21 protein-coding genes and 1 pseudogene are annotated in these 25,850 nt (G+C 66.6%); 9 read left to right on the top strand and 13 right to left on the bottom strand.

Annotated elements, in window-relative coordinates; genetic code table 11:
* The first annotated feature begins 70 nt into the window (after positions 1 to 70).
* The 4 genes from BUF17_RS06330 to BUF17_RS06345 all read left to right on the top strand — a co-directional run bounded on the left by BUF17_RS06330 (position 71) and on the right by BUF17_RS06345 (position 5,064).
* Positions 71 to 1,174: a microcin C ABC transporter permease YejB gene (locus tag BUF17_RS06330; protein ID WP_073626675.1), complete on the top strand. Its 1,104-nt coding sequence runs from the start codon at positions 71 to 73 to the stop codon at positions 1,172 to 1,174.
* Between the two features lie 4 nt (positions 1,175 to 1,178).
* Positions 1,179 to 2,354, top strand: a complete 1,176-nt coding sequence (locus BUF17_RS06335; protein WP_073626677.1) for an ABC transporter permease — start codon at positions 1,179 to 1,181, stop codon at positions 2,352 to 2,354.
* Positions 2,355 to 2,532: 178 nt separating this feature from the next.
* Entirely contained in the window at positions 2,533 to 4,167 is a 1,635-nt protein-coding gene (locus tag BUF17_RS06340) for an ABC transporter ATP-binding protein (RefSeq protein WP_073626679.1), read from the top strand.
* 228 nt (positions 4,168 to 4,395) lie between these two features.
* On the top strand, positions 4,396 to 5,064 hold the full coding sequence (locus BUF17_RS06345; RefSeq protein WP_073626681.1) for a potassium channel family protein: 669 nt from the start codon (positions 4,396 to 4,398) through the stop codon (positions 5,062 to 5,064).
* 34 nt (positions 5,065 to 5,098) lie between these two features.
* Here BUF17_RS06345 and BUF17_RS06350 read toward each other — a convergent pair whose 3' ends face one another.
* The 6 genes from BUF17_RS06350 to dnaK form a co-directional block, all read right to left on the bottom strand.
* Positions 5,099 to 6,052: a DUF1402 family protein gene (locus tag BUF17_RS06350; RefSeq protein WP_073627224.1), complete on the bottom strand. Its 954-nt coding sequence runs from the start codon at positions 6,050 to 6,052 to the stop codon at positions 5,099 to 5,101.
* A gap of 428 nt (positions 6,053 to 6,480) precedes the next feature.
* On the bottom strand, positions 6,481 to 7,785 hold the full coding sequence (gene hslU / locus BUF17_RS06355) for an ATP-dependent protease ATPase subunit HslU (RefSeq protein WP_073626683.1): 1,305 nt from the start codon (positions 7,783 to 7,785) through the stop codon (positions 6,481 to 6,483).
* A gap of 90 nt (positions 7,786 to 7,875) precedes the next feature.
* Complete coding sequence (gene hslV / locus BUF17_RS06360) at positions 7,876 to 8,448, bottom strand: ATP-dependent protease subunit HslV (protein ID WP_428977628.1); 573 nt, start codon at positions 8,446 to 8,448, stop codon at positions 7,876 to 7,878.
* A 357-nt stretch (positions 8,449 to 8,805) separates the two neighbouring features.
* Positions 8,806 to 9,399 carry a class I SAM-dependent methyltransferase gene (locus BUF17_RS06365; protein ID WP_210215399.1) on the bottom strand — a complete coding sequence of 198 codons (594 nt, stop codon included), beginning with the start codon at positions 9,397 to 9,399 and terminating at the stop codon, positions 8,806 to 8,808.
* Positions 9,400 to 9,667: 268 nt separating this feature from the next.
* Positions 9,668 to 10,804 (bottom strand): molecular chaperone DnaJ, encoded by a 1,137-nt coding sequence (gene dnaJ, locus BUF17_RS06370; RefSeq protein ID WP_073626687.1) that lies wholly within the window; start codon positions 10,802 to 10,804, stop codon positions 9,668 to 9,670.
* A 137-nt stretch (positions 10,805 to 10,941) separates the two neighbouring features.
* Positions 10,942 to 12,846 (bottom strand): molecular chaperone DnaK, encoded by a 1,905-nt coding sequence (gene dnaK / locus BUF17_RS06375; protein WP_073626689.1) that lies wholly within the window; start codon positions 12,844 to 12,846, stop codon positions 10,942 to 10,944.
* A 400-nt stretch (positions 12,847 to 13,246) separates the two neighbouring features.
* On the opposite strand from dnaK, the gene BUF17_RS06380 reads away from it, so the two are divergent.
* Positions 13,247 to 14,317 (top strand): DUF2125 domain-containing protein, encoded by a 1,071-nt coding sequence (locus BUF17_RS06380; protein ID WP_073626691.1) that lies wholly within the window; start codon positions 13,247 to 13,249, stop codon positions 14,315 to 14,317.
* A 9-nt stretch (positions 14,318 to 14,326) separates the two neighbouring features.
* Here BUF17_RS06380 and BUF17_RS06385 read toward each other — a convergent pair whose 3' ends face one another.
* Positions 14,327 to 15,274 (bottom strand): prephenate/arogenate dehydrogenase family protein, encoded by a 948-nt coding sequence (locus BUF17_RS06385; RefSeq protein WP_244530785.1) that lies wholly within the window; start codon positions 15,272 to 15,274, stop codon positions 14,327 to 14,329.
* A gap of 47 nt (positions 15,275 to 15,321) precedes the next feature.
* Positions 15,322 to 16,437 (bottom strand): histidinol-phosphate transaminase, encoded by a 1,116-nt coding sequence (hisC, locus tag BUF17_RS06390; RefSeq protein WP_073626693.1) that lies wholly within the window; start codon positions 16,435 to 16,437, stop codon positions 15,322 to 15,324.
* 356 nt (positions 16,438 to 16,793) lie between these two features.
* On the opposite strand from hisC, the gene metX reads away from it, so the two are divergent.
* Together metX and metW are read left to right on the top strand one after the other, a co-directional pair.
* Positions 16,794 to 18,002: a homoserine O-acetyltransferase MetX gene (gene metX / locus BUF17_RS06395; RefSeq protein ID WP_073626695.1), complete on the top strand. Its 1,209-nt coding sequence runs from the start codon at positions 16,794 to 16,796 to the stop codon at positions 18,000 to 18,002.
* Positions 18,003 to 18,088: 86 nt separating this feature from the next.
* Positions 18,089 to 18,709 carry a methionine biosynthesis protein MetW gene (gene metW / locus BUF17_RS06400; protein WP_073626697.1) on the top strand — a complete coding sequence of 207 codons (621 nt, stop codon included), beginning with the start codon at positions 18,089 to 18,091 and terminating at the stop codon, positions 18,707 to 18,709.
* A gap of 113 nt (positions 18,710 to 18,822) precedes the next feature.
* Here the strand turns inward: metW and BUF17_RS06405 are convergent, their stop codons facing one another.
* Positions 18,823 to 19,629: a class I SAM-dependent methyltransferase gene (locus tag BUF17_RS06405; protein ID WP_073626699.1), complete on the bottom strand. Its 807-nt coding sequence runs from the start codon at positions 19,627 to 19,629 to the stop codon at positions 18,823 to 18,825.
* 294 nt (positions 19,630 to 19,923) lie between these two features.
* Between BUF17_RS06405 and BUF17_RS06410 the strand changes: the two genes are divergently transcribed.
* On the top strand, positions 19,924 to 20,544 hold the full coding sequence (locus BUF17_RS06410; protein ID WP_073626701.1) for a glutathione S-transferase family protein: 621 nt from the start codon (positions 19,924 to 19,926) through the stop codon (positions 20,542 to 20,544).
* A 28-nt stretch (positions 20,545 to 20,572) separates the two neighbouring features.
* Here BUF17_RS06410 and BUF17_RS06415 read toward each other — a convergent pair whose 3' ends face one another.
* A complete protein-coding gene (locus tag BUF17_RS06415; protein WP_073626703.1) occupies positions 20,573 to 21,553 on the bottom strand; it encodes an aldo/keto reductase in 981 nt (326 codons plus the stop codon).
* Between the two features lie 158 nt (positions 21,554 to 21,711).
* Between BUF17_RS06415 and BUF17_RS06420 the strand changes: the two genes are divergently transcribed.
* Positions 21,712 to 23,007, top strand: a complete 1,296-nt coding sequence (locus tag BUF17_RS06420) for an amidohydrolase family protein (protein WP_073626705.1) — start codon at positions 21,712 to 21,714, stop codon at positions 23,005 to 23,007.
* Positions 23,008 to 23,386: 379 nt separating this feature from the next.
* Here BUF17_RS06420 and BUF17_RS06425 read toward each other — a convergent pair.
* The 3 genes and pseudogenes from BUF17_RS06425 to BUF17_RS06435 all read right to left on the bottom strand — a co-directional run.
* Positions 23,387 to 24,244 (bottom strand): annotated as a pseudogene (locus BUF17_RS06425) (CheR family methyltransferase); the annotation flags it as partial.
* The gene (locus BUF17_RS06430) at positions 24,241 to 25,431 is read right to left on the bottom strand and encodes a protein-glutamate methylesterase/protein-glutamine glutaminase (protein WP_073626709.1); all 1,191 of its coding nucleotides are present in this window, start codon (positions 25,429 to 25,431) and stop codon (positions 24,241 to 24,243) included. The pseudogene BUF17_RS06425 and the gene BUF17_RS06430, both read right to left, overlap by 4 nt.
* Before the next feature lie 40 nt (positions 25,432 to 25,471).
* Complete coding sequence (locus BUF17_RS06435; protein ID WP_084564146.1) at positions 25,472 to 25,849, bottom strand: response regulator; 378 nt, start codon at positions 25,847 to 25,849, stop codon at positions 25,472 to 25,474.
* Between the last annotated feature and the right edge of the window lies 1 nt (position 25,850).

Consider the following 25,850-nt stretch of genomic DNA (forward strand, 5'->3'; position numbering starts at 1 on the left):
ATGGACGCCGCGAACGCCCGTTCGCCGAACGTGGAGACGATGGCCCGATGACAGCTTGGAGCCTTCGCCGATGACGGCCTATATCCTGCGCCGCATCCTGCTGATGATCCCGACCCTGATCGGCATCATGGCCGTGAGCTTCGTGGTGGTGCAGTTCGCGCCGGGCGGTCCGGTCGAGCGCGTCATCGCGCAGTTGACCGGCACGGACACCTCCGCCCGCGTCGGCGGCGGCGCTGGCGACTTTGCCGGTTCGCCGGGCGCTTCGTCCGGCACGACGAGTGGCAGCGCCCTGAAATATCGCGGCGCGCAGGGGCTCGACCCCGCCTTCGTCGCGAAGCTCGAGAAACAGTTCGGCTTCGACAAGCCGCCTCTCGAGCGCTTCCTCCTGATGATGAAGAACTACGCCACCTTCCATTTCGGCGACAGCTACTTCCGCGACATCTCGGTGCTCGATCTAATCGCCGAGAAGATGCCGGTGTCGATCTCGCTGGGGCTCTGGATGACGCTCCTCTCCTACGGCATCTCGATCCCGCTCGGCATCGCCAAGGCGGTGCGCGACGGCTCGCGCTTCGATATCTGGACATCGGTGGTCATCATCATCGGCTACGCGGTGCCGGGCTTCCTGTTCGCGGTGCTGCTGATCGTGCTGTTCGCCGGCGGCTCGTTCCTGGACTGGTTCCCGCTCGGCGGCCTCGTGTCGGACAATTGGGCGAGCCTGTCCTGGCCGGCACGCATCGCCGACTATTTCTGGCACCTGACGCTGCCCATCCTGGCGATGTCGCTTTCGGCCTTCGCCACCACCACGCTCCTCACCAAGAACTCGTTCCTCGAGGAGATCCGCAAGCAATACGTCACGACCGCGCGGATGAAGGGCCTGACAGAACGGCGCATCCTCTACGGCCACGTCTTCCGCAACGCGATGCTGATCGTGATCGCCGGCTTTCCCGGCGCCTTCATCGCCGCCTTCTTTTCCGGCTCACTCCTGATCGAGACCATCTTCAATCTCGATGGTCTCGGGTTGCTCGGCTTCGAATCGGTCGTGAACCGCGATTATCCCGTGGTGTTCGCCACCCTCTACATCTTCTCGCTGATGGGCCTGGTGCTCGGGTTGATCTCGGACCTGACCTACACCTGGGTCGATCCTCGCATCGACTTCGACACCCGGGAGGTCTGAGCCGATGAACGCCTCTCCCCTTCCGCTCACTCCGCCGACGGCCGCCCCTGCCGCATTGCAGCCGCCGCCGGCACCGGTGCGCCGCAGCCGCCTCTCGCCGATCAACCGGCGGCGCTGGCAGATCTTCCGTGCCCACAAGCGCGGCTACTGGTCGGCCGTGATCTTCCTGGTGCTGTTCGTCGTCACCCTGTTCGCCGAGGTCATCGCAAACGACCGGCCGCTCATCGTCTCCTACAAGGGCGAGACACTGTTTCCGGTGCTGGTCGACTATCCGGAATCGACGTTCGGCGGCTTTCTCGCGGTGACGGACTATCGCGATCCCTTCATTCAGGACGAGATCCGTGCCAATGGCTGGATGGTCTGGGCGCCGGTCCGCTATTCCTACCGCACCGTCAACAACGAGATTCCGGTGCCGGCCCCGGCGCCGCCGTCGTGGATGATGGACCGTGCCGAACGCTGCTCGCAGATGCCGGGCGGGGTCGACGATCCGAACTGCACGGCGTGGAACTGGAACTGGCTCGGCACCGATGACCAGGGACGCGACGTGCTGGCGCGCCTGATCTACGGCTTCCGCATCTCGGTGCTGTTCGGGCTCGTCCTCAGTATCCTCTCGTCCGTGATCGGCGTCGCGGCCGGCGCGGTGCAGGGCTATTTCGGCGGCTGGACCGATCTTCTGTTCCAGCGTTTCATCGAGATCTGGAGTTCGGTGCCAACGCTCTACCTGCTGCTCATCCTGTCGTCGGTGCTGGTGCCGAGCTTCTGGGTGCTGCTCGGCATCCTGCTGCTGTTCTCGTGGGTGTCGCTCGTGGGCGTGGTCCGGGCGGAATTCCTGCGCGCCAGAAACTACGAATATGTCAATGCCGCCCGCGCCCTCGGCGTCGGCAACGGCACCATCATCATCCGTCACCTGCTGCCGAACGCGATGGTGGCGACGCTGACCTTCATGCCGTTCATCCTCAACGGCTCGATCACCACGCTGACGTCACTCGACTTCCTGGGGTTCGGGCTGCCGCCCGGCTCGCCTTCGCTCGGCGAGCTGTTGTCCCAGGGCAAGGACAATCTTCAGGCCCCCTGGCTCGGTATCACCGGCTTCTTCGTGATCTCCATCATGCTGTCGCTGCTGATCTTCGTCGGCGAGGCCGTTCGAGATGCGTTCGATCCACGCAAGACTTTTCAGTGAACCATCGGCGGAACTGTGGGTTATCGGTCGAGGCCTTACCAGAAGGTGATCGGCCAGACGGACCATTCGGAATTGCTTCATGTATGCTGACATACAATATTGAACCGATGCCCCCTCCGCCTCATCGACGAGGATACCGGACAACGGCGACCAGAGTGGCCGTGAGGCTGGACGATAGATGACGACGACACCTCTCCTCTCGATTCAGGACCTTTCCGTTCACTTCCGCCGCGAGGATGGCTCGGTGAACGTTGCGGTCGACCATGTCTCGTTCGATCTCGCGCGTGGCGAGACGCTGGCGCTGGTCGGGGAATCGGGGTCGGGCAAGTCCGTCACCGCGCAGTCGATCCTCCGTCTGGTGCCGAGCCCGCCTTCGTTCGTGGCGGGAGGCCGCATTCTGTTCAAGGATCGCGACCTGACGTCGGCCGACGACCGGGAAATCCGCAAGGTGCGCGGCAAGGACATCACCATGGTGTTCCAGGAGCCGATGACCTCGCTGAACCCGGTTCACACCATCGCCCGCCAGATCGGAGAGATCCTCCGCGTTCACCGGGGCCTGGGCGAGCGCGCGGCGCGCGCGCGCACGCTCGAGATGCTCGATGCCGTCGGTATTCGCGATGCTGCCAAGCGGCTCGACGCCTATCCCCATCAGCTTTCGGGCGGCCAGCGCCAGCGCGTGATGATTGCGATGGCGCTCGCCAACGAGCCCGATCTCCTCATCGCCGACGAGCCGACGACGGCGCTCGACGTGACCGTTCAGGCCCAGATCCTGGCACTGATGCAGGACCTGCAATCCCGTCTCGGCATGGCGATCCTGTTCATCACCCACGATCTCGGCATCGTTTCGAAGGTCGCCGACAGGGTCTGCGTCATGACCCATGGCCGGATCGTCGAGCACGGCAAGGTCGCCGACGTCTTCGCCAACCCGCAACATCCCTACACACGCCACCTCATCGAGGCGGAGCCCAAGGGAGAGCCGCCAACGGCGAACCCGGACGCGCCCGCGGTGGTGGAGGCGAGCGGGCTCAAGGTGTGGTTCCCGATCCGGCAGGGATTCCTGCGGCGGACGGTGGATCACGTGAAGGCCGTCGATGGCATCGACCTCGTGGTACGCGAGGGACAGACTGTGGGCGTCGTCGGTGAATCCGGCTCCGGCAAGACGACGCTCGGCTTCGCGCTGCTACGGCTGATTTCATCCGAGGGGCCGATCGTCTTTCTCGGCAACCGCATCGACAGCCGCTCGTGGAACGACCTGCGCCCGCTGAGGCGGGACATGCAGGTGGTGTTTCAGGATCCCTACGGCTCTCTGTCGCCGCGGATGTCCGTTGCCGACATCATCGGCGAGGGGCTCAAGGTCCATGCGCCGGGCCTTTCGCATGAGGAGCGCGACAGTCGCGTGGTCTCCGTGCTGAACGAGGTCGGCCTCGATGCCGAGACCCGGTTCCGCTACCCGCACGAGTTCTCCGGCGGACAGCGGCAGCGTATTGCCATCGCCCGAGCGCTGGTGCTTGAGCCGCGCTTCCTCGTGCTCGACGAACCGACCTCCGCGCTCGACAAAAGCGTGCAGGCACAGGTCGTGGACCTACTGCGGGAAATCCAGGCTCGCCGCTCGCTCGCCTATCTGTTCATCTCGCACGACCTGCGGGTGGTGCGTGCGCTCGCCAACGAAATCATCGTGATGCGGGCGGGCAAGGTGGTCGAGAAGGGGTCGACCGCCGAGGTGTTCGCCAACCCGCAAAGCGAGTATACCCGCGCCCTGATCGGGGCCGCCTTCGACCTTCAGGCCACGTCCAACGGCACTGTCGCTGACTGAAACCTGGTCCGCCGAGATCGTCGGTCGGTTGAGCGGGAGATGTGTTTTTCCTCCCGTTCTGTACTGCCATTCGAAGGAAGGTCTCAGCGGCACTCGCGAGCCCGATAGCGTCGTGCAGGCGACACGAATATGGTGGTGACACGGTCGGCAGATCGTCGCCCCGCTTCACCCGCCCGCAGCGGCCCTTCTCACGCACCTCGACCGACGGTCGGGAATCGGCTTCCCCTCATGAGCGTTGTCCGCCGCTTCATCCAGGAACACCTCTATATGTCCATGACGGTGGCCATGATCGGCTGCCTGCTGCTCTATCCGAGTCTGGAGAAGCTCCACAGCGGCGTCGCCACGATCTCACTGATCGACCTGACGCTGGTGTTGCTCGCGATCCGCATCGCCCACAATTCGCGGCGGATGCGGTGGCCGCTTGCCGCGATCGCGGTGGTCGCCATCGTGCTCGACCTGATGCGCATCTATGAGGTGCCGAAGGTCACGACAATCGCGACGCTTTATTTCTGCCTGTTCTATCTCTTCGCGATCTACAGCACGCTCAAATATGTGCTGAGGGCAGGGGCGATCACGCTCGACAAGCTATTCGCCTCGCTCGTCGTCTATATGGCAATGGCTTTTTTCTGGGCGCTGGTTTTCGATCTGATCCACGAACTCGATCCATCGGCGTTCGGCTTCAGCACGCGGCTGGCGGAAAACGGGGTCGTGCTCTACGATTTTCTCTATTTCAGCTTCGTGACGCTGACCACCACCGGCTATGGCGACATCGTGCCTTACAGCCATCAGGCACAGTCGTTCGCGGTCGTCGAACAGATGGTGGGTGTGCTCTATGTCGCAATCCTGGTGGCGCGGCTCACCAACCTCTACACGGCCGGGGACGGCGTTTCGGACTGAGCGGGCCCGGAAACCGGTGGAACGCCCGGCCGGATCACTGCAGCAGACGGCGAAGGTCGTCTTCCTTCTCGTTCACGAACCAGCCGAAATAGTTCACTTGCGGATAGGCCGTTGCACCGGACTGGCGGTTGGTTGCCGCAAGCCTGCGGGCGCGATCGCGCGCATCGCCGACATTGTAGAGGGTCGCCGTCAGGCCGGGATTCTTCGAAATGTCGAAGCCGGCGAGGTCGCGATAAGAATCGATCGAAAGCCGGATCAACGCGGCGAGATATTCGAGCGACGTCGCCGGGTCCATGATGGTGCTGTAGAGTTCGGGCGCGTGGTCCATGTCGATCAGCGGAAGTCCGCTGCGCTTGTGGACGATATCGGCCACCGACAGCGCGGCGATCGGGCTCAGCTGGCCGAGACCGAAGGTCTGCCCGGCATAGAGCGGCTGGAAGAACACGCGTCCGAAGCGATCGTCGGGATAGGAGACGCCATCAACGGTGTTGCCGCGGAAGACGTCACGCCAGACCTCCTCGCGGCAATCCCACAGATCGAAATCGTCCTTCGACGTGCGACACCGGTCGAACTGCTCCTTGGCGACGAACTCCGATACCGGCACGCCCTTGTACTGGAACAGGATGGGCGTGCCGAGATAGGCCATCGCCTTGATATAATAGCCTTGGGCGGAATCGATGGCGTCGACGTTGAAGGTGTGCTCCGCCACGATGGCGCCGAGCATGTGCACCGGATCGATGCCGAAGCGCTGGGCAGCACTCTTGATCCGCGCCATCAGCGCCCGGTCGCTTTGAAGCAGGCGGTAGATCTGCTGATACTTGCCCTCGAACGTGCCGCCGGTTTCCCGGGTGCGCGCCACCGAATTTCGGTCCACGGTCGGCTGCTGCTGGGAACCGTTGCCGGGCGGAACCACGATCACACCGGCGGCTGCGCCAGAAAGTGGCGCTACGCACGCGGTGGCGAGCAGGAGCGCCGCCACGAACGCCATCGCTGTACGCACGTGGGCGATGATGACCCGCGCCGCGATCGTCAGCACGCCGCTCCACCCCATCACACGACGCCCGCTCGCCGCCCTGTCGAGCGACTGAAGAGGCTGCAAAGGCAGCATGACACCATCCCGATCAAACCAGGACGGCCGCGGCCTGGCCAAATGGCGGCGGTCCCGGACGCTCATATGGCCGGGACGAAAATGAAAGGCAAGACGCGCCCGGGACTGCCGGAGCCGCTTCGACCCACCGATAGCCGATTGCGACGCGGTGATGCGAAACCGCCGCACCGCACCACCTGCCCACACGCTCCCATCGACGACCGGCGGAACGCATCCGGGCTTTCGAGACAGACAACCGGGAAAGCGCCCGCCGGACTGTGCCGCGCCGAGCCCGACCGACCGGATCAACCCGATCGGCCGGGATGAACTCAGAGAATGAACCGGCTGAGATCGGCGTTCTTGGCAAGATCACCGACACCGTTGCGCACGAACGGACCGTCGATGACGATGGTATCGCCGCTGCGGTCCGGTGCGGTGAACGAGATATCATCGAGGACACGCTCGATCACCGTCTGCAGCCTGCGAGCGCCGATATTCTCCACGGTCGCATTGATGCCGACCGCGATCTCGGCAATAGCCTCGATGGCTTCGTCGGTGAACTCCAGCTTCACCCCCTCCGTGCCGAGCATGGCGACGGACTGCTTGATCAGGCTCGCCTCGGTCTCAGTGAGGATGCGGCGGAAATCGGCCTTGTCGAGCGCCTTCAGCTCGACGCGGATCGGCAGCCGGCCCTGAAGTTCCGGCAAAAGGTCCGACGGGCTCGCGACATGGAACGCGCCGGAAGCGATGAACAGGATGTGATCCGTCTTCACCGTGCCGTGCTTGGTATTGACCGACGTGCCCTCGATCAACGGCAGCAGGTCGCGCTGCACGCCTTCCCGCGAGACGTCGCCGCCGGTCCGGCCCTGACGGGCGCAGATCTTGTCGATCTCGTCGATGAAGACGATGCCTTCCTCCTGCACGAGGTGGATGGCCTCCTGCACCACGGCATCCTGGTCGAGGAGCTTGTCCGATTCCTCGGCGATCAGTCCTTCGTAGGACTCCTTCACCGTGGTGCGGCGCAGCTTCTTCTGGCCGCCGAAGCTCTTGCCCAGGATCTCGCCGAGATTCATCACCCCGACGCTGCCGCCTGGCACACCCGGGATGTCGAAGCTCGGCATCTGCGGGGTTGCCGTAACCTCGATCTCGATCTCCTTGTCGTCGAGTTCGCCGTCGCGAAGCTTCTTGCGGAAGGACTCGCGCGTCGCCGGGCTCGCAGAGCGACCGACGAGCGCATCGAGCACCCGCTCCTCCGCCTGCAGGTGGGCCTTGGCCTGCACCTCCTTGCGCCGGGCATCGCGCACGAGCGTGATGCCGACCTCCAGAAGATCGCGCACGATCTGCTCGACGTCGCGGCCGACATAGCCGACCTCGGTGAACTTGGTGGCCTCGACCTTCAGGAAGGGGGCGCCGGCGAGCTTGGCAAGACGGCGGGAAATCTCCGTCTTGCCGACGCCGGTCGGGCCGATCATCAGGATGTTCTTCGGCAGCACTTCCTCGCGCATCGCTCCGTCGAGCTTCAGCCGGCGCCAGCGGTTGCGCAACGCGATGGCGACGGCACGCTTGGCATCGGCCTGGCCGACGATATGGCGATCGAGCTCGGAAACGATCTCGCGGGGGGATAAGTCGGTCATGACGACCCTTTCATATTCCGGACGGCGCACCTGAACGAGAACGGCCGCAGCGCACCTCAACACGGAGCGCGCGCCGCGGGCTGGTCGTCTTCAGGCCGCCTGCAGCTTCTCGACCACGACATTGCCGTTGGTGTAGACGCAGATGTCGGCCGCCACGGCCATCGCGCGGCGGGCGATCGTCTCGGCATCGAGATCGGTATCGGCCAGCGCACGGGCCGCCGCGAGGGCGTAGAGCCCGCCCGAGCCGATGCCCATCACGCCGCCCTCGGGCTCGAGCACGTCGCCGGTGCCGGTAAGGACCAGGGTGGACGTCTTGTCGGCCACGATCATCATCGCCTCGAGCTGGCGCAGGTAGCGATCGGTCCGCCAGTCCTTGGCGAGTTCCACGCAGGCGCGCAGCAACTGGCCGGGATATTGCTCCAGCTTCGCTTCCAGGCGTTCCAGCAAGGTGAATGCGTCGGCCGTCGCGCCCGCGAACCCAGCGATCACGTCGCCTTTCGACAGCGGGCGCACCTTGCGCGCGGTCGCCTTGATCACGGTCTGGCCAAGGCTGACCTGACCGTCGCCGGCGATGACCACTTCGCCGCCCTTGCGAACGGTCACGATGGTCGTGCCGTGCCACTGGGGAATGCGGTCGGCGGCCTGGGTTGAGGATGACATCATGTGGGACAGCACTCGTCTGGAGCGCCTTCCGCCGCGGAAACCGGTCTGCGTCGGGAAACGCCGGAGGGGGTGAGCGGCACGAAGCGGAAGAGGCCGCCTCGTCGCGGCTGACAGATTATCCGGCCGGAGCGGCCGGTTTTCCGCCTCTATGTAGGCCGGCAAACGCCTGCTGCAAGTCGTTCGCCGCAGGTCCCTCACAGCATACGATGCCGAGGGCAAGCAGGGCACAAGTCGAAGACCGGCAGCGCCCACATGACGTCCGCAGGCACGTGCAGATATCCGGGCTTGACCTGCGAGGCCGGACTGCCGTGCACCACGAGGCGGCACTCCGCCCCCATAGACGGACGCCTCGCGAACTCAGACGCCGCGGTAGGTCCAGACCCGCGCGGGCGGCACGTTGCGCAGGATCCACGGGCTCGGCGAGACGGTGAAGCGGCCGCCACGCTCGGCCGGGACCGGCGGCACCAGCGCGTACGAGAACTGGATGAACGGCGCGCCCGGCACCAGCAGATCCATGCAGTCTGCGATCAGCCCCTGCCTGGCGGCCGGCGGGCGGGTGAACAGCGGAAGGCTGGAGATGACGGAGGCGATCGACCCGTTCGGCGGGTTCTCGAGCGTCGCCTTGACGGCGTAGGCGTCACCCTCGATCACGGTCGCCTCGGGGAAACGCTCACGCAGGAGCTTGCAGAAATCACGGCTGTACTCGAGCATGACGATGCGGCTCTCGGGGATCCCCCGGGCGAGCATCGCCTCCGTCATGACCCCCGTGCCGGGCCCGAGTTCCAGGATCACCCCGGGCCTGTCGACCTCGACGGCAGCGGCCATCGCCTTCGTCAGCGCCGGGCCCGAAGGCGCGACCGCCCCGGTGGTGAGCGGGTTGCTCGCCCATGCCTTCAGAAAGCGGAACTCGTCGGCGACCTTGTGCGAGAGACGGCTGACACCAGTCTTCATGGAGATATCCCGGCCCATCAATTCCAGCGAAGGTGTGAAGCGGCATTGCCTCGGGAACTGCGCAGGACAACCCCGAGCGAGGCCGGCATGAGGCCCGCGATGACCCATTGGTCGGGCGATTCGCAGGCATCCGCCACAGTGACGTAAGAACATTGAGGTTCGATGGCGGAATTTCGGCGCCTTCGAACTCTTGTCGGCCGACCACCCACAGGAGGGGCGGCCTGCAGCACCGCCCATCACCGACCGCCGCCGCGAATAGTCCGCTCCCTCAACCGCCGAGACCGTCGAAGAAATCCTTCACCTTGGCGAAAAAGCCCTGCTCGTCGGTCTGGGGATCGGCTCCGCTCTCGTGCTGGAACTCCTCGAGGATCTCGCGCTGCCGCCGGGTCAGGTTGCGCGGCGTCTCCACCACGGCCTGGATGTACATGTCGCCGAACTGCGCCGTGCGCATCACCGGCATGCCCTTGCCCTTGACGCGGAACTGCCGGCCGGTCTGCGTGCCCTCGGGAATGCGGACCCGGGCCTTGGCGCCGGAAATCGTCGGCACGTCGATCTCGCCACCGAGCGCCGCCGTCGTCATCGGCACGGGCACGCGGCAATAGATATCGGAGCCGTCGCGCTGGAAGAACTCGTGCGGCCGGATCGAGAGGAAAATGTAGAGATCGCCCGGAGGGCCGCCCCGCGCACCGGCCTCGCCTTCGCCAGACAGGCGGATGCGGGTACCGTCCTCGATGCCGGCCGGGATATTGACCGAAAGCGAACGCTCCTCGGTGATGCGGCCGGCCCCGCCGCATTTCGGGCAGGGGTCGGAGATCGTCTCGCCGCGCCCCTGGCAGGTCGGGCACGTGCGCTCCAGCGTGAAGAAGCCCTGGGCGGCGCGGACGCGGCCGGTGCCGCTGCAGGTGCGGCAGGTGGTGGGCGAGGTTCCCGCCCGCGCCCCGCTTCCGCTGCATTCGTCGCAGGTGATCGAAGCCGGGATCCGCACCTCGACCGTCCGGCCTGCGAACGCTTCCTCGAGCCCGATTTCCAGATTGTAGCGCAGGTCGGCGCCGCGCTCGCGGCCGCCCCGGCCACCGCCGGCGCCGCGACGCCCGCTCATGCCGAAGAACTCGTCGAAGATGTCGGACATGGCGGAGGCGAAGTCGTTGCCGAACCCTGCCCCGCCCTGCCCCATGCCGTGCTCGAACGCCGCATGGCCGAAGCGGTCGTAGGCCGCCCGCTTGTCGGTGTCCTTCAGCACATCGTAGGCTTCGTTGAGTTCCTTGAACCGCGTCTCGGCTTCCGGATCCCCCGGATGGCGGTCCGGGTGGCACCCCATGGCGAGCTTGCGGAACGCACTCTTCAGCGTCTTCTCATCCGCATCGCGCCCGACGCCGAGCACCTCGTAATAGTCGCGCTTGGCCATTCGCTTCCGCTCGAAAATCGCTCAACGTGGCGTTTTCAGACTGCGAAATGCCGCGCGGTCCGTCACACCGCGCGGCATCGCTGTTCACCCGCCCGGCGAACGTCCTTTCGGCCGTTCACCAGGGGACCATGCAGAAATCAGGCCGATTTCTTGCGATCGTCGTCGCTGACTTCCTCGAAGTCGGCATCGACAACATCGTCGGCCGGCTTGGAGGCGTCGGCGCCTTCTCCGCCCTGCGAAGCGGCATACATCGCCTCGCCGAGCTTCATGGACGCCTGCGCAAGAGCGTTGGTCTTGGCCTTGATCGCCTCGACGTCCTCGCCCGTCAGCTCCGACTTCAGGTCGGCAAGAGCGCCCTCGACCACCGAACGATCGGCCGCCGAGACCTTGGTGCCGAACTCAGCGAGCGACTTCTCGGTCGAGTGCACCAGAGCCTCGCCCTGATTGCGGGCGTCCACCAGCTCACGCTGCTTCTTGTCTTCGGCGGCGTGCGCCTCCGCGTCCTTGACCATCTTCTCGATGTCGGCATCCGACAGACCGCCGGAAGCCTGGATGCGGATCTGCTGCTCCTTGCCGGTGCCCTTGTCCTTGGCCGACACATTGACGATGCCGTTGGCGTCGATGTCGAACGTGACCTCGATCTGCGGCACGCCGCGCGGCGCCGGGGGCAGGCCGACGAGGTCGAACTGGCCGAGCATCTTGTTGTGCGCGGCCATCTCGCGCTCGCCCTGGAACACGCGGATGGTCACCGCGGTCTGATTGTCCTCGGCGGTCGAGAACACCTGGCTCTTCTTGGTTGGGATCGTGGTGTTGCGGTCGATCAGACGGGTGAACACGCCGCCGAGCGTCTCGATGCCGAGCGACAGCGGGGTCACGTCGAGCAGCAGCACGTCCTTGACGTCGCCCTGGAGCACGCCGGCCTGGATCGCGGCGCCGATGGCCACGACTTCGTCCGGGTTCACGCCCTTGTGGGGTTCCTTGCCGAAGAACTGCTTCACGATCTCCTGGATCTTCGGCATGCGCGTCATGCCGCCGACCAGGACGACCTCGTCGATCTGACCGGCCGAGAGACCGGCGTCCTTCAGCGCGGCGCGGCACGGCTCGATGGTCTTCTGGACGAGATCGTCCACCAGCGCCTCGAACTTGGCGCGGGTGAGCTTCAGCGTCAGATGCTTCGGGCCGGAAGCGTCGGCGGTGATGAACGGCAGGTTGATTTCGGTCTGGGTCGCAGAGGACAGCTCGATCTTGGCCTTCTCGGCCGCTTCCTTGAGGCGCTGCAGCGCGAGCTTGTCGTTCCGCAGGTCGATGCCGGCGTCCTTCTTGAACTCGTCGGCGAGGTAGCCCACGAGCCGCATGTCGAAGTCCTCGCCACCGAGGAAGGTATCGCCGTTGGTGGCCTTCACCTCGAACACGCCGTCGCCGATCTCGAGAACGGACACGTCGAAGGTGCCGCCGCCGAGGTCGTAGACCGCGATCGTCTTGGACTTGTCGGTCTTGTCGAGGCCGTAGGCGAGCGCCGCCGCCGTCGGCTCGTTGATGATGCGCAGCACTTCGAGGCCCGCGATCTTGCCGGCATCCTTGGTCGCCTGGCGCTGGGCGTCGTTGAAGTACGCGGGAACGGTGATGACGGCCTGCGTCACCGGCTGACCGAGATAGGCCTCGGCCGTCTCCTTCATCTTCTGCAGGATGAAGGCGGAAATCTGGGAGGGGGAGTACTTCTTACCGTCGGACTCGACCCAGGCATCACCGTTGTCGGCCTTGACGATGTGATAGGGCACGAGGCCCTTGTCCTTGGACACCATCGGATCGTCGAACCGGCGGCCGATCAGGCGCTTCACGGCGAAGAAAGTGTTCTCGGGATTGGTGACGGCCTGGCGCTTGGCCGGCTGGCCGATCAGACGCTCGCCATCGTCGCTGAACGCCACCATCGAAGGCGTGGTGCGCGCGCCCTCGGCGTTCTCGATCACCTTGGCGTTCTTGCCGTCCATCACGGCAACGCACGAGTTGGTCGTGCCGAGGTCGATTCCTATGACCTTACCCATATCGTTCTCCTTCAGGCAGACCGGCCGAATCCTCGGAGAGGCCTTCGACCCATAGCCGGGCTCACCCCGGCTGGTCCCCAAACATTTGAGATTTCACGGCGCCCGGACGTGAGGAACGCCGTGCTTGGAGGCTATATAAGAGGGGGTGCCGGAGGCCGCAAGGCGCTGCACCCCTTGTCGCAGGCGAAGGAAACGGCAAATCCGCGACCCGGCGGGGCCATCCTTTCGCCCACGAAACGAACGATGAGAAGATCGGCCGCGCGGACCGGTTCCGCAAGGGCCGAAATGCGGTTCCGGAAGCGCCGTCCGGGGCGTGTCGCCGCAAGACGCGACCCGCCCGGCGCTTGCGAACCACCCTTGCGGCGATGCAGGTTCACCGTTCGTGACGAAGGAGCATTCCATGCCGGAAAGTCCTGCCGAACACACCGATCCCGGCGCGCGGGATGTTCCCCTTTCCGCGCCGCGCAGGTCCGGCATGAAACGCAAGGTGATCGCGGCGATGGCGGTGCTCGTCGTCGCCGTGGCGGCATGGTCGGGGTTCTGGTGGTACGCGGCGGACGCGCTGAAGCGGTCGGCGGATGCGACGCTCGATGCGCCGGTCGCGGCCGATGGCATCAAGCTCGTGTGCGCACCGCGCACCGTGGGTGGCTATCCGTTCTATCTCGCGCTCGATTGCGGCGATGCGGCGATCACCGCGCCGAATCTGCCGCCGGTCGCGCTCGGCCACGTCTCCGCCGCTGCCCGCGTCTACGATCCCGAGCGCATCGTCGCGGAGTTCTCCGGACCGCTTGAGATCGGCGACCCGGCATCCCCGCTTGTGCAGGCCGCATGGTCGCTCGGCCGCATGAGCCTTCATTTCGACCACGGCCTCCTGATCCAGGGTGCGCTTTCGATCGATGAGCCGACCGTGACGGCCCCCGCCTTCGCCGCTGGGCCGATGAAGGCGACGCTCGCCGAACTCCACGTGCGCAACACGCCCGACGATGCGGGCGGCACGGACGTCGCGCTGACCATGAGCGGCGTGAAGCCGAAGGCGGCGACCGCTCCGTTCGATCTCGGGATCATCTTCACCGTCCGCGACGGCGGCAACGCGCTGAGAGGCGGTGGCGTGGCGGTGCCGCCGGAGGGACTGCCCGTCGATCTCACCCGCGTCGGCCTGCGCTCCGGCGACGCTGCCCTGGAGGCGACCGGCAATCTCCGTATCCGCCCCGATGGGCGTCTCGACGGCAACGTCGACGTCTCGCTCGTGAACCCCGAAGGCCTCGCGGCCGCGATCGCGGCGGTCGACCCGCGGGCCAGAGGCCTCGCGGCGCCGGTGGTGGCGGCCGTCTCGGCCTTCGGACAGCCGGGCCAGACCGACGGCAAGCCGAGCCGCACGCTCAAGATCACGCTCGACGCCAGCCGGGTGATGGTCGGCTTCATCCCCGTCGGGCGGCTGCCGCCGATCCCGATCGGCACCGCGCCGATCTGACGGCCGGCGCTATTTTCCCGGCGGCCGGCGGCCGAAGTCCGGCGACGGCGTGTCCTGACCGACATCGATGATCGAGCGGCGGATGGCGCGGGTGCGGGTGAAGAGGTTGAACAGTGCGTCGCCGTCGCCCCACCGGATCGCCCGCTGCAAGGCCGCGAGATCCTCCGAGAAGCGGCCGAGCGCCTCCAGCACCGCCAGCTTGTTGTTGAGGAAGATGTCGCGCCACATCGTGGGATCGGAGGCGGCGATGCGGGTGAAGTCACGGAAGCCGCCGGCCGAGAACTTGATCACCTCCGACTGCGTGACCTCCTCGATATCGGCGGCGGTGCCGACGATGTTGTAGGCGATGAGATGCGGCAGATGGCTTGTGATCGCCAGCACGAGGTCGTGGTGCGCCGGCGTCATGGTCTCGACGTTGGCGCCGCACGCTTCCCAGAACGCGGCGACTGTAGAGATCGCCTCCTCCGCCGTGCCGGGCGGCGGCGTCAGGATCGACCAGCGTCCCTCGAACAGGTCTGCGAAACCGGCATCGGGGCCGGAAAACTCCGTGCCCGCCACCGGGTGCGCCGGCACGAAGCGGTCTTTCTCCGGCAGGTGCGGCAACATCCGCTCCACCACGGCCGCCTTGACCGAGCCGACGTCGGAGACGATGGCACCGGGCTTCAGCACCGGGCCGATCGCCTCGGCGACAAGCCCGCACGCACCGACGGGCACGCACGAAATCACCAGATCGGCGCCCGCCGCCGCCTCTGCGGCATCGGCATGGAAACTGGTGCCGATGCCGAGTTCGGCGGCGCGCGCCACGACCGCCGGATCGGCATCGGCGAGCGCAACCTCGCCGGCAAGCCCGCGCGCCAGCGCCGCGCGCGCGAGCGACGAGCCGATGAGGCCGACGCCGACGATGGCAAGCCGTCCGAACGGCAGCGGCCCGGTAGCCGGTGAAGAAGACGAAACCACGGGAGAATCCTTGTCGGGGGCGGGCGTCATCGGCGTCGCGGCCTTGTTCACGCCGGCACGCCGAGGAAATCCGCAAGCGCTGCGATGGCAGCGAGCATGGCTTCCTCGGAGCCGATGGAAATGCGCAGCGCGTCGGGCAGGCGGTAGCTTTCCATGCGCCTCGTGATCACGCCGACGGCCTGGAGCGCCTGGTCCGCATCGGCCGCGCTGCGCCCGGGAACGTTCGGGAAATGCACCAGCACGAAATTGGCGACGCTAGGGGTAACCACCAGCCCGAGCCCCTCGACCGCATCGGTGAACCGCGCCAGCCATTCGAGATTGTGGCGGACGGACTTCTCCTCATGCGCGGTATCTTCGAGGGCGGCGATGGCGGCGGCGATCGCCGGCGTCGACAGGTTGAACGGCAAACGGATGCGGTGGAGCACGCCGATGACGTCCGCAGGACCGTAGGCCCAGCCGATCCGGAGACCCGCCAGGCCGTGGATCTTGGAGAAGGTGCGCATCACGACCACGTTCGCCATCGTCGCAGCCAGTTCGAGGCCGCAGCCATAGTCGTCGCGGCGCACATACTCGGCATAGGCCGCATCGATCGCGAGCAGCACGCCGGGAGGCAGGCTTCGCGCGAGACGGGCGAGTTCCGACGCGGAGAGATAGGTGCCGGTCGGGTTGTTCGGATTGGCGATGAACACAAGCCGGGTGCGAGGCGTCACCGCGGCCAGGATCGCGTCGATATCGGTGACGAGATCGCGTTCCTCGACGAAAACCGGGCGGCCGCCTGCCGCGAGCGTGGCGATGGCATAGATGTTGAAGCCGTGGACGGTCTGCACCATCTCGTCGCCGGGCGAAAGATAAGCCTGGCAGATATGGGCAATCAGTTCGTCGGAGCCCGAGCCGCAGACGATGCGGTCCGGGTCGAGGCCATAGCGCGCTGCGATCGCTTCGCGCAGTTCCCGCGCACCCGGAGAGGGATAGCGCTCCAGCGCACCGAGGGCCGCGCCGGCGGCAGCGACAGCCTTCGGCGAGGGGCCGAACGGCGTCTCGTTCGAAGACAGCTTGTAGACCTTGCCGCCCCCGGCAACGGTGGACTTGCCCGGAATATAGGGCTCGATCTCGAGGATGCCGGGCTTCGGTGCCGGGCGATCGGGGCGGGTGGTGGCGTTCATCTCGAATGGGTCCGTCGGGCGGGAGGCCGGCCGCGCCGGCGCCCGTCACGACGCCCATGCGGCCTGCGCGCCGGGCGGCCATCCTCCCCGGACGGGCCCGCGCGCTCGCCGCGCACTCTTAAGGAACGCACCGGGCGAAAGCAAAGAAAAGATTGACAGCCGACGGACACCCTCCTACGCGAACGGGTCCGGCCGGCGGTTATGCGCTGGCACAGGTCCGCCCCCCGCCGTCGCCCGATCGAACAGGCGCGCGGGGCGCGGGTTTTCAAACGAGCGGAGCCGGGGTGCGTTGCGCCATGGCCGCGGGGCTGATGCCCCGGACGGCGGGCGGGCACCCGGCCGGAGGCTGTCCGCCAATGGGCGTTCAAGGCGACTGGACCAATACGCAGGCAGCGGCAGAGCCGCGCCACCGCGAGGCCGACCAGCCCTCGAGCCTCGTCGCGATGTTCGGCACCGATGAGCCGCTGCAGCTCACCTCCGGCGCGTCGCTGGCGCCGTGGCAGATCGCCTACCAGACCTACGGCACGCTCAATGCCGACAAGTCCAACGCTATCCTGATCTGCCACGCGCTGACGGGCGACCAGCATGTCGCGAACGTCAACCCGGTGACGGGCAAGCCCGGCTGGTGGGGGCTGATGGTCGGTCCCGGCAAGCCGGTTGATACCGACCGGTTCTTCGTCATCTGCTCGAACGTGCTCGGCAGTTGCCTCGGCACCACGGGACCGGCCACGACCAATCCGTTGACCGGGCGCCCCTACGCGCTCGATCTGCCCGTCGTGACCATCGCTGACATGGTGCGCGCCCAGGAAATGCTGGTCGACCGGCTTGGCATCGACACGCTGTTTGCCGTCGTCGGCGGCTCCATGGGCGGCATGCAGGTGCTGCAATGGGCGGCGAGCCAGCCGGAGCGCGTGTTCGCCGCGGTTCCGCTCGCAGCGGGCGCCCGGCACTCCTCGCAGAACATCGCGTTCCACGAGGTCGGTCGCCAGGCGATCATGGCCGATCCCGAATGGCGCGCGGGGCGCTACCTTGAGGAAGGCACCCGACCGGCAAAGGGGCTGTCGGTGGCGCGCATGGCCGCGCACATCACTTACATGTCCGAGCTGGCGCTGCAGCGGAAGTTCGGCCGCGCCCTGCAGGACCGGCCCAACATCACGTTCGGCTTCGACGCCGATTTTCAGGTGGAAAGCTACCTGCGCCACCAGGGCCTCAGCTTCGTCGACCGCTTCGATGCCAATTCCTATCTCTACGTGACGCGGGCGATGGATTATTTCGACCTCGCCGCCGACCATGGCGGGGTGCTGTCGCGCGCGTTCACGGGAACGCGCACCCGGTTCTGCGTGGTGTCGTTCACCTCCGACTGGCTGTTCCCGACGCGGGAAAGCCGGATGGTGGTGCACGCGCTGAACGCCGCCGCGGCCAACGTCTCTTTCGTGGAGATCGATACCGACCGCGGCCACGATTCCTTCCTGCTCGACGAGCCGGAGATGTTCCGCACCGTGCGGGGCTTCCTCACCGGCGCCGCCAAGGCGCGCGGCATCGCCCCGCCGGCCGAGCCTTCCTGACGGCGGGCGCAAGGCCACGAAAGCATTCCCGCGCCCATCACCCCACCGGCGCGTACCGCAACCACACGGGCAGACGACGCAACACCATGGCGAACCTGCATCTTCCCGAACCACGGGTCGACCTCCGCGTCATCGCCGACCTTGTCGAGCCGGGCTCCCGCGTGCTCGACGTCGGCAGCGGCGACGGCGCGCTGCTTGCCTATCTCGCCGCGCGGCGCGGCGTCGAGGGGCGCGGCATCGAGATTTCCCAGGCCGGCGTCAACGAATGCGTTTCCCGCGGCCTGCCGGTCGTGCAGGGCGACGCCGACACCGACCTCGCCGACTATCCCGACGACGCCTTCGATTATGTCATCCTGAGTCAAACGCTGCAGGCGACCAGAGAGCCGAGGCGGGTGCTGGAACATCTGCTGCGAATCGGGCGGCGCGCCGTGGTGTCGTTCCCGAACTTCGGCCACTGGCGCGTGCGCTGCCGGCTGATGTTCTTCGGGCGGATGCCGGTGACGGAGAACCTGCCCGACACCTGGTACGACACGCCGAACATCCATTTCTGCACCATCCGCGACTTCGTCAGCCTCGCCGAGGAGATGAACGCGGTGATCGAGCAGGGTGTGGCGCTGAATGCCGCCGGCCAGCGCATCCCGTTCCGGGCGCCGTGGGTGTTCTGGAACGTGTTCGGCGAGCAGGCGGTGTTCGTGCTGCGGCGGTAGGACATCGGCCCGAACGCCGGGGCGCGGTCTTCCGGACATGGGACGCAACGACCAGGGGGGCGAGCAGCCGGCGGGCGGAGGTGTGTGTGCGTCCCCGCGCGTCGATGCCCGCGTCAGTCGCGGGAGCGGGTCTCGTCGCCGTCGAACATCGCAGGCCACGTCATCGCGGCGACACGGCGGCGGCGGCGCGCGAAATGGGAGACCGGGTCCGCCATCGCCGGCACCAGGCGCGGCACACGAAGCGCGCGGCCATCGCTCGGCAGCGCCTGCCACATCCGCTTCTCCGCCTCCACGAGGATCAAGCCGGAGAAGGCGGGCGTGATGCTGCGGCCGATCTTCTCAAGCGCGCGAGCCGAGCCCACCACCGCCCGCAGGCTGAGGGGCGGCAGGAACAGCGCCTCGCTCCAGCCGGTGGGCGCAAGCTTTGCCGCTGTCAGCAGACGTTCAAGCTGGCCGCGGCTGTAGGGCCTGCCGTTGCCGAACGGCGTGGTATCGGCCTGGGCCCAGAGCCCGCGGCGGTTGGGCACCACTGCGATCAGCCGGCCGCCCGGTGCGAGCACCCGCCAAATCTCCCGGACCATCGCCTCCGGCGTCTCGGCTTCCTCGATGCCGTGAATCAGCAACAGCCGGTCGACAGAAGCGTCCGGGAGAGGAAGCTCGTCCTCCTCCACGAGCGCGGCGCGGTTGCCGCCCTCGACAGGCCAGCGGCAGACGCCCATGCGCGCCGGCATGAGTGCCAGCACGCGGTCGGCACCGGCACCGAATGTTTCCAGAAAGGGAGGCGTGAATCCGAGGCCGACGGCACATCCGCCACTGCCGCCAGCGATCATTTCCTTCAACCGCGCCGACACCAGCCCGCGAACCGTCTGGCCGAGAGCGGTATCGTAGAAGGTCTTGAGCTCGATCACGTCGAGAGGCATCGACTGGCAACCCGTCCGCTGCGGCGGCGAGCCTGGTCCGACCGGACTGACCTGCCGCCCCGCCAAGGTGGCGCTTCGTGCGTCAACATACTAGAGCAGGCCATGCGAAAAGGGCAGCATCGCGGTCACGACGGCGAGATCGTCCGGCTCGCGGGCCGGCATCGAACCGCAAGGACGGTGCCGAAGACGACGTCACCGGACCATCAAGTCACGCTTCGGATCGGAGCGTTGCGGTCATAGGATGCGCCGGCCCAGCGAGGCATCACTCCACCCGGAAAACGAACGAGGACGAGCATGTTGAGGATCTGGGGACGGCGCAATTCCACCAATGTCAGGAAGGCGCTCTGGTGCGCTGAGGAACTCGGGCTCGATTATGAGCAGATCGACGCTGGCGGGGCGTTCGGCGTCGTCAACGACCCGGCCTTCCGCGCCCTCAATCCCAATGGCCTCGTGCCCGTCATCGAGAGCGACGGCGCGGTGATCTGGGAATCGAACACCATCGTCCGCTATCTGTCCGCCCGCTACGGCGCCGGTCGGCTGTGGCCAGAAGCCCCCGCGGCACGGGCGCAGGCCGACAAGTGGATGGATTGGGTCACCGGCAGCCTGCAGCCGGCCTTCGGGCCGATGTTCGTCGGCCTCGTCCGCACGCCGCCGGAGAAGCGGGATCCCGCCGCCATCGACCGCAGCTTCGAGGCCTCGGCCCGCCTGATGGCCATCGCCGATGCGGCACTGGCGAAGGACGCCTATCTCGGCGGCGACCATCTCACGATGGGCGACATACCGCTCGGCAGCGTGGCCTACGGCTGGTTCGGCCTGCCGATCGAGCGGCCCGCCATGCCCCATCTCGAGGCCTGGTACAAGGGCCTGACCGAACGGCCGGCCTACCGGTTGGGTGTGATGACGCCGCTCACCTGAACAGCGCGGCGTCACCCGCCAGCGCCGGTTACCAGCGCTGGTGGACGTAAGGCCTGATCCGCGCGTCGTAAATCGCGCGGATCGCTGCCATCTGCTCGTCCGTGGGAGCCGGCAGGTCGGCCGCAGCAGCGTTGGACGCGGCCTGAGCCGGATTGCGCGCGCCGGGGATGACGACCGTGACGGCATCGAACGCGAGAATCCAGCGCAGCGCGAACTGCGCCATCGGCACGTTGCCGATCACCGCGCGCACCTCCTCCACCGCCGCCAGCCCGACGTCGTAGGGCACGCCCGAGAATGTCTCGCCGACATCGAACGCCTCGCCGTGCCGGTTGAACTGCCGATGGTCGTCGGCCGCGAACGTGCTCGATGCCGACAGCTTGCCGGTGAGCAGGCCGCTCGCGAGCGGCACGCGCGCGATGATGCCGACACCCTTGGCCTTGGCGAGGCCGAAGAAGAGCTCGGCTGGCCGCAGGCGGAACATGTTGAAGATGATCTGCACGCTGGCGATCGGATATTCCAGCGCCTTGATCGCCTCCTCGACCTTCTCGACGCTGACGCCGTAGGCCTTCAGCTTGCCGGCCGTCACAAGCCGGTCCAGTTCCTCGAAGAGCTCGGGACGGTAATAGACCTCGACCGGCGGGCAATGCAGCTGAACGAGGTCGAGCGCGTCGGTTTCAAGACGCCGCAGCGAATCCTCCACGAAGCCGCGCAGCGCCTCGGGCGTATAGCCGGCCGAGACATGAGGCGAGATCTTCCGTCCCGCCTTGGTGGCGACCATCACGTCGGGCCGGCCGCGCGCTTTCAGGACGCGGGCGATCAGGCGTTCCGAACGGCCGTCTCCGTAGACGTCGGCGGTATCGAGAAACGTCACGCCTGCGTCGAGCGCCGCCTCGAGCGCTGCCTCCGCGTCGCGATCGGAGACTTCGCCCCAGCTTCCCCCGATGGCCCAGGCACCGAAGCCGATTTCGGAAACAGAGCGGCCGAGACGGCCGAACGTGCGCTGCTGCATGGGGGGTTTCCTCTTGTCGCGGTTGTGATTCGGGATGGCAGATTGATCGCGGCCGCCACCGCCCGCAAGGGGCCGGGATGCCGGAAAGCCGTTTCCCGGTGCGTTCGATCATGCTGTAGTGCGGCCGCCTCAAATCCCCCGCCTGCCGGAGTGCCGCCATGCCGTTCGACCTGATCCTGCGCAACGTCAACCTTCCCGATGGGAGGACCGGCGTGGATGTCGCCGTCGCCGACGGACGCATCGCGGCGGTGGAGGTCGGGATCGACGCGGAAGCCGGCCGGATCGTCGACGGTGGCGGGCGGCTGCTCTCGCCGCCGTTCGTCGACATCCACTTCCACATGGACGCGACCCTGTCGCTCGGGCTGCCGAGGCTGAACCGGTCTGGTACGCTGCTCGAAGGCATTGCGCTGTGGGGCGAGCTGAAGCCGATCCTGACTGTCGACGCCGTCGTCGAACGCGCGCTGCGCTATTGCGACCTTGCCGTTTCCCAGGGGCTGCTTGCCGTTCGCACCCATGTCGACATCTGCGACGACCGCCTCGTCGGCGTCGAGGCGCTGCTGCAGGTCCGCGACCGGGTGAAGGACTATCTCGATCTGCAACTCGTCGCCTTCCCGCAGGACGGGCTGTTCCGCGCTCCGAAAGCCATGGAGAATCTGATCCGGGCGCTCGATATGGGCGTCGACATCGTGGGCGGCATCCCGCATTTCGAGCGCACGATGCAGGACGGCGCACGCTCTGTGTCGGTGCTGTGCGAGATCGCCGCCGAACGCGGCCTGCGCGTCGACATGCATTGCGACGAGAGCGACGATCCGCTTTCGCGCCATGTCGAGACGCTGGCGTGCGAAACCCAGCGCCTCGGCCTGCAGGGCCGCGTCGCCGGCTCGCATCTGACGTCGATGCACTCGATGGACAACTACTACGTGTCAAAACTGCTGCCACTGATCGCGGAAGCGGAGCTGCACTGCATTCCGAATCCGCTGATCAACATGACGCTGCAGGGACGCCACGACACCTATCCGAAGCGCCGCGGGCTGACCCGCGTGCCGGAACTGATGGCCCTCGGCGTGAACGTCGCCTTCGGCCACGACTGCGTGATGGACCCGTGGTATTCGTTCGGCAACGCCGACATGCTGGAAGTCGCACACATGGGCGTCCACGCCGCGCAGATGACCAGCCGGACAGCGGTCGTCTCCTGCTTCGAGGCGGTGACGACCAATGCCGCGAAAGCATTTGGCCTCGAGGGCTACGGAATCGCGCCCGGCTGCAACGCGGATTTCGTGCTGCTGGAGGCCCGCGACCCCATCGAGGCGATCCGCCTCAAGGCCAATCGTCTGGCGGTGTTCCGCCGCGGTCGCATCATCGCCGAAACGCCGCCCCGCACCACCCGGCTGTCGCTGCCCGGCCGTCCGGATGCGCTGGAACCTTGGCGCTACGCACCGGTGGAAGGCGGCTGACGGGGAGCCCCGTCCGGCACGCCGTGTCCCGACCGAAGGCCGGGCACCAAGCCGTCATCGCGGAAGAGACGGCGCGCCCGGCAAAGTCACCGGCGCGAGCCGCTGTCGCGCGCGGGAGCCACTGAGGCGGCGGAAACCTCGCCGTTGATCAAGCCCACCCGGACGGCTTGACCAGGCTGCGGACATACCTTCCGCCGTTCAGATCACTCCGGTCTGGACGGGATGGGTTTCAGCCCCCGAATTCATTCGCACCGCGCGGCGGAAAATAGCGCGGCGGACGGTGCGTTTGCCGGGCCTGCGCATCGGCCGGACGAGCCGGATGAGGTTGCGGCGGCGGGAAAGCGGCCGTGGGCTGGGCGGGCGGCGCCGGGGATGGCGCCGGGGCGGCAATCCGATATGCCGGGGCGTCCGCGCCGTCGGTGCTGCCTTTGAGGTGATAAAGCCCGCGATAATCGCCGTTCGGCCGCAGACAATCCGTGAGACCGACGACGGTCTCCGCACCGCCCAGGAACAGGTGGCCGTCCGGCGCCATCAGCTTCGAGATGCGCTCCAGCACATCGGATTTGGTCGGCGGATCGAAATAGATCAGGACATTCCGGCAGAAGACGATATCGAAGCGACCGAGAGAAACGAATGAATCCAGGAGATTCAGATATCGGTAGGTGATCATGGCGCGGATGTCCGCGTTGACCTGCCACTGGTCCCCAGATTTCGTGAAATATTTCAGCAGATGCTGGATCGGAAGACCGCGCTGCACCTCGAACTGCGAGTAGATGCCAGCCTTTGCCCGTTCGAGCGCGACGTGAGAAATATCGGTCGCCAGGATTTCCACCTTGCGGCCGCCGATGATTGCCGCGTTCTCCCGCAGGCACATCGCGAGCGAATAGGGTTCCTGCCCCGTGGAGGCTGCCGCGCACCAGATGCGCAGCGGCTGACCTGCCGGCCTGGCGCGGGCGATGCTCGGCAGCACGAACGAGGTGAAAGTCTCGAACGGCGACCTGTCCCGGAAAAAGAACGTCTCGTTGGTGGTCATGGCGTCGACCACCGCATCCTCGATCTCGCGCGCGTCCGGACCCCGGAGGCGCTGGGCCAACTGGGCGAAGCCCTGAATGCCGAACTGGTCCATCACCGGCGTCAGCCGGCTTTCGAGCAGATATTGCTTGTCGTCCGGCAGCGCGAGGCCGGACCGTCCCTTGAGCAGGCGGCGAAAGAACTCGTAATCCGCCAGCGCGATCATCGACGCCCCCCGAGGAAAGCGACGAGCTTCGGTCCGATTTCGTCGATCGGCAGGATGCCGCTGCAGACACCCGTCGCAGCCATGGCGCCGGGCATTCCCCACACGACGCTGCTCTCCTCATCCTGCGCGATCATCGTCCCACCTGCTGCGACGATTGCCTGGCCGCCCTTGGCCCCGTCGGTTCCCATGCCCGTGAGCACGACGCCCAAGAGGTTCGCGCCGTAGACCGCCGCAGCGGACTGGAACAGCGGATCGACAGCCGGCTTGCAGTAGTTCACCGGCGGAGCATCCGACAATCGGATCACCACATCCTGTCCGGAGCGGGTGATCAGCATGTGGCGCGCTCCCGGCGCCACATAGATCCGGCCGGGAACGACGATTTCGCCGTCCGTACCTTCACGGGCGTCACGCCCGGCCGAGCGTGACAGGTGCTCGGCGAGGATGGTCGTGAAGGTCGGCGGCATGTGCTGGGTGACGAGGACCGGTACCCCGGCCATGGCCGGGCCGAGCGCCGTGAACACCTTCGACAGCGCCTGCGGGCCGCCGGTGGAACTGCCGATGACGATGGCGCGCACCGGGGCGGTCGAGGGCCGCCGAAGCGCCTCCGGCATGCGGGGCTTCGCAATGGGCTGCGGTGCCAGCTTGGCGACGGGCGCCGGAGCGGGCGCGGTGGCGGCAACGCCGACCGTCGCCGCAGGGGTGGGACGAGGAGCCGCCGTCCGCTCGATCCGGCGGCGGGCCTTCAGGCCAAGTTCGCGCACCTTCTGCAGCAGGTCGGCCCGGAATTCGGCCGAATTGATCTTGTTGGTCGCCGCGGATGGTTTCGGCACGTAGTCGGCCGCACCGAGATTGAGTGCCGAGATGCTGGCCTCGGCCCCGCGCTGGGAAAGGGTGGATGCGACGATCACCGCCGTGCCGGGCTTGCGCTCCAGAATGAGCGGAAGCGCATCGAGGCCGCCCATTTCGGGCATCTCGAGATCGAGGATGATCACGTCTGGCTTGGAATTCGTAACGTCGTCGACGGCCCGGCGCCCGTTGAAATGGGACGCGACCACCGCAAACCCCGGATCGCCGGCGAACCAGTTGCCGATAATTCCGCGTACCACGGCGGAATCGTCGACGATCATGACGCGGATAGGCTCCCGGGAAGAGGTGGTATCCGAAGTCTCCGGACTGGCGACCGTCATAACAACTCGCTTCAGTTATATTGAAATATTTGTTGTAGAATTAAACAAGTCCGACGCCTGCGAACTTCTCTCGCAAGATATCACGATCGAAGGGCTTCATGATATATTCGTCTGCGCCTTCCTGGATAACAGCGGCGATTTGCTCTGGATCATTCTGGCTTGTGCAGAAAACCACCTTTGGCCGCTCCCCACCCTGGGAGTGGCGCAGGCTTCGGAGGAAGGCAGGGCCGTCGATCACGGGCATGTGCCAGTCGAGCAGGATCGCGTCGGGCAGTGATTCGCGGCACAGCGCGAGCGCCTGTTCCCCGTCCTCGGCTTCCTGGACGATGAACGACAGCTCTTCGAGGATGCGCCGCGCGACGAGGCGCGCCACTCTCGAATCGTCGACTACAAGGCAGGTTTTCGTCATATCCGCCATC

The organism is Pseudoxanthobacter soli DSM 19599 (assembly GCF_900148505.1).
GTDB classification, from domain to species: Bacteria; Pseudomonadota; Alphaproteobacteria; order Rhizobiales; family Segnochrobactraceae; genus Pseudoxanthobacter; species Pseudoxanthobacter soli.